This window comes from Pontibacter toksunensis (assembly GCF_042686245.1).
Classification (GTDB): Bacteria; Bacteroidota; Bacteroidia; order Cytophagales; family Hymenobacteraceae; genus Pontibacter; species Pontibacter toksunensis.
Window position 1 is genome coordinate 1 of record NZ_JBHUOX010000053.1, and the last position, 8,979, is coordinate 8,979.

At 51.4% G+C, this 8,979-nt stretch carries 10 protein-coding genes; 2 read left to right on the forward strand and 8 right to left on the reverse strand.

Annotated elements, in window-relative coordinates; all coding sequences use genetic code 11:
* The coding region (locus ACFS7Z_RS26495) for a hypothetical protein (RefSeq protein ID WP_377492235.1) at window positions 1-479 on the reverse strand (479 nt) is incomplete at its 3' end.
* A 169-nt stretch (window positions 480-648) separates the two neighbouring features.
* Window positions 649-1,197: a hypothetical protein gene (locus tag ACFS7Z_RS26500; protein WP_377492238.1), complete on the reverse strand. Its 549-nt coding sequence runs from the start codon at window positions 1,195-1,197 to the stop codon at window positions 649-651.
* Between the two features lie 598 nt (window positions 1,198-1,795).
* On the opposite strand from ACFS7Z_RS26500, the gene ACFS7Z_RS26505 reads away from it, so the two are divergent.
* Window positions 1,796-3,319, forward strand: coding sequence for an outer membrane protein assembly factor BamB family protein (locus ACFS7Z_RS26505; protein WP_377492241.1), 1,524 nt, complete (start codon window positions 1,796-1,798; stop codon window positions 3,317-3,319).
* A gap of 254 nt (window positions 3,320-3,573) precedes the next feature.
* Entirely contained in the window at window positions 3,574-4,047 is a 474-nt protein-coding gene (locus ACFS7Z_RS26510) for a vitamin K epoxide reductase family protein (protein WP_377492244.1), read from the forward strand.
* A 205-nt stretch (window positions 4,048-4,252) separates the two neighbouring features.
* Here the strand turns inward: ACFS7Z_RS26510 and ACFS7Z_RS26515 are convergent, their stop codons facing one another.
* The 6 genes from ACFS7Z_RS26515 to ACFS7Z_RS26540 all read right to left on the reverse strand — a co-directional run bounded on the left by ACFS7Z_RS26515 (window position 4,253) and on the right by ACFS7Z_RS26540 (window position 8,259).
* The gene (locus ACFS7Z_RS26515; RefSeq protein ID WP_377492263.1) at window positions 4,253-4,819 is read right to left on the reverse strand and encodes a transposase; all 567 of its coding nucleotides are present in this window, start codon (window positions 4,817-4,819) and stop codon (window positions 4,253-4,255) included.
* 92 nt (window positions 4,820-4,911) lie between these two features.
* A complete protein-coding gene (locus ACFS7Z_RS26520) occupies window positions 4,912-5,535 on the reverse strand; it encodes an RNA polymerase sigma factor (RefSeq protein ID WP_377492247.1) in 624 nt (207 codons plus the stop codon).
* Window positions 5,536-6,010: 475 nt separating this feature from the next.
* Window positions 6,011-6,577, reverse strand: a complete 567-nt coding sequence (locus ACFS7Z_RS26525) for a heme NO-binding domain-containing protein (RefSeq protein ID WP_377492250.1) — start codon at window positions 6,575-6,577, stop codon at window positions 6,011-6,013.
* Between the two features lie 73 nt (window positions 6,578-6,650).
* A complete protein-coding gene (locus ACFS7Z_RS26530) occupies window positions 6,651-7,067 on the reverse strand; it encodes a hypothetical protein (protein ID WP_377492253.1) in 417 nt (138 codons plus the stop codon).
* Window positions 7,068-7,325: 258 nt separating this feature from the next.
* Entirely contained in the window at window positions 7,326-7,727 is a 402-nt protein-coding gene (locus ACFS7Z_RS26535) for a hypothetical protein (RefSeq protein ID WP_377492256.1), read from the reverse strand.
* A gap of 28 nt (window positions 7,728-7,755) precedes the next feature.
* Window positions 7,756-8,259 (reverse strand): GAF domain-containing protein, encoded by a 504-nt coding sequence (locus ACFS7Z_RS26540; RefSeq protein WP_377492259.1) that lies wholly within the window; start codon window positions 8,257-8,259, stop codon window positions 7,756-7,758.
* Window positions 8,260-8,979: the final 720 nt, after the last annotated feature.

Here is an 8,979-nt window from a genome sequence, read left to right on the forward strand (position 1 = left end):
GCGTTGTTGTCCCACAGGCCGAACACCCCATCGGTGTATTCCCTTTCCCCCAGCATGCTGTTTCGGTCCGTATCCCAGTTGCCAAACCAGCCGCTGTCGGCAAAGCCAGTTCCAAACTCGCTGGTATCCAGGAAACCGTCGGTGTTCATGTCCCAGTCTGACCAGGTCTCGTTCTCCAGCCCCCAGTCATTGGATGCTGTTGCCCACTCGGTCTCATCCAGGCGGTTGTCATTGTTGATGTCCCAGGTGTCATAAAGGCCGGCGTTGTACTCGTTCTGGTCCAGCAGGTTGTCGTCGTTCAGGTCCCAGTCCTCATAGTAGTTGGTGGAGGCGAAGGTGGAGTTGAACTCGTTGCTGTCCCACGGGCCGGTGCCCAGGTCAGCGTCCGCCCCTGTTGCGCAGGCAGCCATACCCGCTGCAATCAATAGACTGAGCCCGTTGATGGACCACTTCCTCATGTTTGTTCTTTTTTCTTTCATAGCATTTTGTTTTAGGTTAGTTTAACATCTGTTTCTTTTATATGTGTCAGCAAAAAGACAAGGGAGGCATTCCTGCAGGAAGGCCTGAAAACGCCCCGCTTCCTATCTTTCAGCGTTAGCCATTGCCTTGTCTGGCGTAGCTGCCTCTTACTTGCGCAGCCTTGGCGGTTTACACGCCGAAATAGGTGCCGTAGAAGTCATCGTACTCTTCCTCTGTCAGCATGTTGTCGCCGTCATCGTCCCACAGGCCGAAGATGCCGTCGGTGTATTCCCTTTCCTCCAGCATGTTGTCGCCGTCCATGTCCCAGTCCTCATACCAGTCGGTGAAGTAGTCGTTGGTGTCCACTCCGACCATGAACTCGTTCATGTCCAGCATGTTGTCGCCGGTCGTGTCCCAGGTGTCCCAGTCAGTCGTGGTCAGGCCGAAGTCAGCCGTGGCCTCACTGAGCTCGCTGTCCTCGAGCATGTCGTTGTCGTTGGTGTCCCAGGTCTCAAAGAAGCTGGTCGTGAACTCATCGTCACTGAACATGTCATCGCTGTTGGTGTCCCAGCCGCCGAAAAGGTTACTGGAGGAAAAGTCCTCAAAGAAACTGTCGTTGTCGAACACGGCAACCTCGTCCTCCTCCTCATCGTCGCAAGCCACGGCCCCCAGCATCAGGAACAGGCAAAGCCCCATCCCCATCTTTCTCCACTTGTTTGATTTTGTCGTTTTCATCATCGGTAATCGTTGTTTTATTGAACTTATATTATATATGCTTACTATATATTAACGGCTGCTGCTGCACAACGTTCAATAAATTTATAATTAAGTAATTGATAATTAAGTATATAAAAATTAAAATGATAAAATTATGCGAAGGCACAAGTACAATAGGAGACTTTAAAGGCTTGTTGGATTGCACTATCAGCTGATAACTGCGCCAAGGAGAAAACCGGCAAAAAAAGGATTTCAGTGGGAAAACTGCAGGGCTGAGACCTGAAGTTTGTCGAAAAGGCAACCCGGTTGAGGGGAAGGAGTAAACCCAAGGGCCGTCTTCCCATGTACGGCAGGTGTGTTCAAATGAAAAAGGGGTGACTGTTTAACAGGTCACCCCTTTTTCCTAAAGCCCAGGCCTTGAAAAGCGCTCTATCAGAACATGCCTGCCCATCTTCTGCCAGTCCTTCGACAGGAAACCCTCGTTTCCGCCGGTTCCATGTTGGTTTTCAGCTACATGTAACTATTAGCCATGCCGTCAGGTATTATGTAGGTACAGGCAAACAAGATGCTTTGGTTGCCCTCTACAGGTTATTGTCTTACCACATCTTTATCATTCGCTATGGATACTTCTACTTTCAAATCCCTCATTTGGAACCTCTCCCTCCCGACATTGCTCTCAGCCAGCTTCCTTACTTCCTGCAGCACCACTGCCACGCAAGCGGATACAGTCGCAGCTGACGCTGAAGTAGTAGCCGTGGAAACGGCTACGGCAACGGCGGCCGCGGAACCTGTGGCAGCCATGATAGAGAGGAACCCGGAGGTGGAGGAGACGCTCTGGAACCAGCACGCCACCATGAAGAGCCCCATCAACAGCGGCAACGTGAACAGCATGCAGATGAGCTGGAAGTATGCCACCCCCACACCCGTTTCCCACACACCGCTTGTTGATGCTTCAGGCGTATATTTTGGTGACTGGGGAGGCACGGTGTATAAAGTAGACGCAGGCACAGGCAAGCTCATCTGGAAAAAAGAAATAGAGAAGCCAAAGACGATGTGGCCATGGCATGGCTTCGCCGGCACGGGCACCTTGGGTGACGGAAAGCTCTTTGAGGCCAGCGTGGAGGGAACTGCCTTTGCCCTGAATCCCGCAACGGGTGACGTGCTGTGGAAAACAAGGTTCACCGATGACACGGAAGCAGGTAACCTCAGCACGCTCCTCTACCACGACGGGCTGGTCTACATTGGCGTGTCCTCCGTGGAGGAGCCAATGACAGGCATGAAGAAAGGCTTCATTCCTGACTTCCAGGGGAAAGTGGTGGCGCTAAGAGCCAGTGACGGTACCATGGCCTGGGAGAGGGTGCTGGTGGCCCCTCCGCAGAACGGCTGTGCCGTGTGGAGCTCCTTTGCCCTGGACCCGGACCTGAACATGCTCTACTTCACAACCGGGAACAACTACACAGGGGAGGCAACCGAGATGTCAGACGCTATAATAGCAGTGGACGCCAGGACAGGCGAGGTAAGGTGGCACAACCAGGTAACCCAGCACGACGTGTGGACAAAGGCAGACCAGAAAGGCCCCGACTATGACTTTGCGGGCGGGCCCCAGCTCTATGTCGCCGATGTGAACGGGCAACCGCGCAAGTTGGTGGGGGCCGGGCAGAAGAGCGGAATCTTCCACTCCTTCGACGCCCAGACAGGGGAGAGGGTATGGAACACGAATATCGGGTACGGGGGCATTGACGGGGGCATGCACGGGGAGGCCTCCGTAGGTGATGGCTCGGTTCTTACCTGGAGCAACAACAGCTACGTGCACACCATGCCCCCTGACAAGGTCAAGATTTCGGTAAAGAAGCTGAACGCAGCCACCGGAGAGCACCAGTGGGTCATCAACCACGCGCAGCCTGCCGCCATCGTGCCCGGCTACCTGGCCAACGATGTCTACTTTATAGGCTCACTCGATGGAACACTGCAGGCCTACAATGCGGATGGGAAGCAGCTCATGAGCATGAAGGCTCCTGCCCCTATCATCTCCTGGCTGTGGGTAGAGGGGAACACCCTCTACTTTGGAGGAGGCGTTCCGGGTATGTTCAAGTGGGCTGACAAGGGCGAGAACGGCGTCTACGCCTATTCCGTGAAGCAGTAAGGCAATGGTTTTGCGGCTGCCTTAAAGGTGCTCTGTTGCAACACGTGGCTTTTCTGCTAACCCTTTTTGAAGGCCTTTCTGAATCACTCTCAGGTCCTTTCAAGTCAAAAACCACATTGCATAACAACGAACATGTTTATGGATAAGTCCTGCTTTAATTCAGCTGACCTATCAAAGTTGGTCAACATTGCAACCAGAAACAGGACACAAAGGACGAAAGAGCGTACCTGAAAGATAAAACCACTAATAAAGCTATGGGAAAAAAGAAACCAGTAATTGACAAGATAAGAAAAGACAAAAGTACAGAAGCAGCGCTTCGAAGAAGTATAGCGGCTTCGGCAGCGGTAGGGCTGGCAGACTTCAGTCTCATATCCTTGCTGCAAATGGGTTATTTCAAAAAGCTTCCTGACTTTCCGGGGAAGGTATTCAACACAGTGAAGGTGAACACCTCGAAAGATGCAGTGATGATGGGAATACCCGACGGTGTTATCAGCCTGGGAGGCTATGCGCTCACCATGCTGCTTGCCGTAGCAGGTTCCCGGTTTAAGAAGCAGTCCCGTTTCCTGGACATGGCTTTGGGTGCTGTGGTGCTGGGCCAGGCGGCCGGTGCGGCGCAGTACCTCTACAAGATGGCTTTCGTGCAGAAGAGAATATGCGTTTATTGTGTGGCAGGAGCCGCCATCAATTTCGCTTCGCTTAGGCCAGCTTATAACCTCATCCGGAAGTAGGTGCCTGCCTGAGATACTTGGGTATCTTGTCCTGATATAGTTGACCATCGAAAACTGTCAACTTTTTTCAGGTCGATTCAGCCAGTATGTTTTTGAAACACATGGTGTCTTCAAAGCTAGCCTTAGCTTAGTAGGCAATTAAAGCTTATGACCCTCTGTAGGCGCCCTTAAATGCTTTACCAACATACCAGAGGGTGAGTTGGGATCACAGGATAAAAGCTTTTCTTTTGAGGATGAACAGATTCTCTGCGGTATTTCCTGAACGGGTCAGCTTGTAGGCTTTCCCGGAAAACGTGGGTGGCTGTTGCACAACTAAGCTGAGCCTGTCTTCCTTGCAGCTTTTATTCTGAGAGCATACAATGCTCTGTGGGTAAGCTGCAGGAGTAAAGCTAAAGACAGGGGCATGGGGCTGCTCCCTTTCCATTGCTGTTGCCATGCTGACAGACTTCTTTGGTCTGTTCCTCATGTACTTTCTTATGTTGAAGGCAGCGGCAGCCATGAGCATGACCTTATGAGCACCCGATTTCCCCAACACGCCAACTTTGCTCAGGCCATAGTGGTGCACCAGGCTCCCGAAGACCGGCTCCACCGTGCTCTGGCGAAGCTTTTTCATGCGCTTGCCCTGCCTGCTGTGCTGCCGACCATATGCTCTCAAGTACTGCTCGTCGTAAGCTGTGCGGGTAATTTTCCTGCACCGGGTCTTGGGGGCACAGCTGGGTTTGGAGGAGCACTGCCTGCAGTCACCGGGCGCTGCCCAGTAGTTCTTCGTCAGCCTGCCATCTGGTGTATGGAGTTGCTACATTTGACTGGAGGCTTTAGGAATGGAGAAGACAGTACATCTATCTCCCTCTTAAACAGCAGGAGCTATTTTCTGGTAAAGCAGCTCCTGCTGTTTAAGAGGCCAGCCTTACAGTCCTCCTTCCCGGAAGCAGGCTGGAAAGGAAATGTGGACGGAACGGGATTGAAGAGGATTCTGAGCTGCAGTATCGCCTTTCGTGCCCTTGTCTTCACTGTTCCCAGTGGGAGGCTCAGTTTCTCGGCTGCCTCTTTGTGGGAGTACCCGCCGAAGTAAAGCAGGTCAATCACCTCCCTGTACTCGGGCCTCAGGGTTCGGGCGAGTAGCTCTGCATCCATGCCGTCTGTGCTGCATGGGGGGCAAGAGGACATCTCTTCCTTGACTTCGAGTGCATGTTGGCTGTTTCTGTAGTGGGGCGAGCGCACAGCGTCAACTGCCGCATGGCGGGCTATGTTTATGAGCCAGGTGAAGAGCCTGCCCTTCATGCTGTCATAGCTTCCCACCGAGGCCCATACTTTTATGAAGCACTCCTGCATCACGTCTTCAGCGGTTTGCTCGCTCCTGACGATACGCGTTATTACACCCAGCAGGGCAGGCGCGTAGTACTCGTACAGAACCGAGGCCGCCGCCTGGTCTCTCAACTGCAGCCGCCTGACCAGCTCCTGCTCCTCTATTCTTTTAGTATGGCACAAAGTATCTCTGTTGAGGTTTTATTACATGGTTGTCCTATAAAGATTACTCTGTACGCACAGAACGAACAAGCGGACGTGCAGCAGCTGTTACAAGTGGCCCCACCTTCTCCTGGATGGCATTTTAACCCAAGTACTGGCACGTTCCTGCTGCACACGAGCATCCTGAAGCTGCCTCGAAGTACTACTAAAGGCAACTTGATTTATAAACGTAATTACCAAGGTTATCTCTTAAGTTAACTGCTCGTTAAAAGGCTATGAATTCACACATGCTACTAAAGCTACTCTGCCGCCCATGGATAGTACTAGACGTTGTTTGGCTTGCTGGCAATGGGTTGTTTCCTCTTTAGGGTTCTTATTCAGACATGGCCGCAGAAAGAAGAGGAAAAATTAGAGCATTCTCTGCGCCTTTAACTCAAAATACACTCATATCATGGTTGCTTGGGCTGAATTTTGCTTTCTACCGCTCCACCGTTTGTTACGGCAAGAAGTCGACCCTTATCTGTACTCTCTCCTCCCCCACCGGCGTCAGGAGCGTGACCTCCACCTTTTCGCTTTCGTATTTGGCGATGCCCTTGATGATGCCTACGGCAACAGCCGCCATCCTGCGCCTGGAGTAGTAGTCGACCATCAGCTGCCTGCTGCCCTTCTTTGTCACCAGCAGCAGGGGCGGGGTTGCCCGGCTGTCCTCCTTCCTGACGGCAGCATGCATGGCAGCCTCCGTGTTGAGCAGCATGTCGTAGGTGCGCCACTCCGGGTGCATGTATTTCTTGTATATCAGCAGCAGGTCCGGCACCAGCGACTCCCCGTACTTCTCCATCAGCTGATGCGGCGGAACCCCCATCAGCTCGGAGGCTTTGCCTACAATGGCGGCGATTTCGCTGGTGGGGTACATCTCGTCCATCTGGTAGGGAGCATGCCTGATGCCTGCCGACTCCAGCAGGTTTACCCACGTGCTATAGCCATACAGGCTTTCCACGAAGCGCTTGAGCAGCACGAAAATAGAGCCGTGCATGCTGTCTTCGGTGATGGGTGTTTTCTCCATTGGTTGCGCTTTCTGTTGCTCAGGGTCTAATTTTGAGCAAGGTAAGGATAGTACTGTAAATACAGGAGCAGGTCTAATATAACCTGCCTAAGAGCCACTCCACAGCCTCTGTTCTACTGGTGAAGTTCCGCAACTCGAACGGGAGCGATACAGACTGTCTGACATGCTCGATGTTTTTCTGTGCAGTGCTTTCCACGGTGGGCGACACCGACTGCACCCGTGCTACTTTCTCGACCCGGGTCTTCATCAGGCCTGCCGCCAGGTGGGCCGCTATGTCTTTGCCTGCTTCTTCACATACTGTGGTGACGGTTCTGGTGGAGTCCAGCAGGAGCCGCTTCACATCGTAGTGGGTAACAGTGTCCACCAGCGTGTCCAGGCTGCGTTTGATGTCAGGAAGCAGAAAGTCGTGCAGGTCGGGGTATTCTGCCGCCAGGATATCGGATGCCGGGGCGTAATCCAGTCGTATAATGCTGTTGTCAAAAAGAACCATCTCTGTAAAGGGGTGTGCCTATTGCAGGCACTGCACTTTTTAGGTGAGTAACAGTAACATCTGTTGCTGCATAATAGTGCTACTCTCCCTGCTATTTATGTTGGTTTAGGATGTTGTTTGTCGCAAAGCATTGGAAGCCAGAATAATGATTTTCATGAAATCAGTGACAATGCAGAGGGGAACCAGCGACCATGGACGTTTTGAGGCAACAGCCACGCCTGTGTTCAGTCAGTGATAGAGCTGGTATGGAGTAGAAGGTTACCTCATCGCCCTCAGCCAAGCCAGAGCGGTGTCCTTGTTGTCGAAGGTGGTGGTAAGAACACCCCGGATGTTATAGCCAAGGGTTTTGTCTGCTGACAGCTTGCTGTACATATTGGGTGAGTACACCCACGCAAATAACCTGCACCCTGCCTTGTGCATCCGGGGAAACCAATCCACCGCCACCCACTCGGAGGCGTCATCCCAGATGCTGGTGACGTGCGTGTTGTCGTTGAGCACCATCCTGCCATGGTACAGTTTGAGGCAGTGGAGCATCTTCTCGCACCCGTCCATCACGCTCTGCTTCGTTTGGTCACCTGTCCAGTCTGAGTACAGGATGTCTTCCACTATGTCGTATGATAAGGTGATGTGCGGCTCCGATATCAGAATTCTTGAATTCAAAGATATTGGTGAATCTATGGTGACTTTTTTACTTTTTCTCAATCTCGTCCATGACGGCAGAGGCAAGGCTTTCCAGCATCTTCCGGTCAGACTCGGAGAACTCTCTTGGCTCTTTGTCAACGATACACAAGGCACCTATGCTGTAGCCATCGGATGTTACCAGGGGGGCGCCTGCGTAGAAGCGCAGCCCGAATTCACCCACTACCAGTGGGTTTGCCAGCAGGCAGGGGTCTTCACAAGCATCTTCAAACACAGTGGTCTCCTGTCGCAGTATGGAAAGAGAGCACAGGCTGGTGCCCCTGCTTATCCTGTTTTCCCCATCCACACCGACACCAGCCCGTGTTACCACATAATCCATGTCCACGAAGTTAACGAGTGCTATGGGCACATCGAACATGCGGGAAGCGATGGATACGATATGTTTAAAGGGTCCTTCCTCTTCGTATGTGTTCAGGAGGTTCAGACTGCGTAGTTTCGCCAGCCGCTCGTCCTCATTGTCTGGTATGATGGGTATTCCGAAGGTATTGTCCATGCTGAGGGGTAAAGAAACATATACCTGTTCTACAACCCGGAGAGTGTAAATCAGGCAAATGTTGAATGTGAGTGAAAGTACAGAAACAAGGCTAACTATGTTTTGTTTATCTGCGCTTTATTTTACTGTAGAGGCAAAAGGGGAGAAGCAGTCCAATTATGTCACCTTCTCCACCTTAAATCCTTACCAAAGTCGTGCATGGCGGGTGAAATACTGATGACATGTGGAAAAATGTCGGTGATGGCAAAGCCTGTCTCATGTCAGAAATTTGATTACCACAATTAGGCAAGGGCATGGGTGCTGAGTTGATTTACCGGTGTCAGCCACGCCATTACAGGGGTTATGCTGGTAAAGGTTGTTGGTTAATAAAATATTTTACACAGGTATTTTACACTTACGGGTAGATGTCGAAGCATGAATTGCGTTATATTGGGCACAAAAAAGCCTCAGGGGTTATTCTGAGGTTTTTTATATTATTATTCAGATGTGTCTAATACGGTGGTTTAGGAAACTTCTATTCTATATGTATAGCACGAAGTGAGTATCAGGGTAAGAATCACCTGTCTGTTTTATCTCCTCATTTACATAATCAGCGTTATTGGCCATGCTCAGAACCTGTTCTAGATGACTACTGTCACACTTATCTCTCATCATTTACCCCTCTTATGGGACAGTGGGACAGCATGTGAAATAGCTATAGCATGTTTGTGTTCAGTAGCT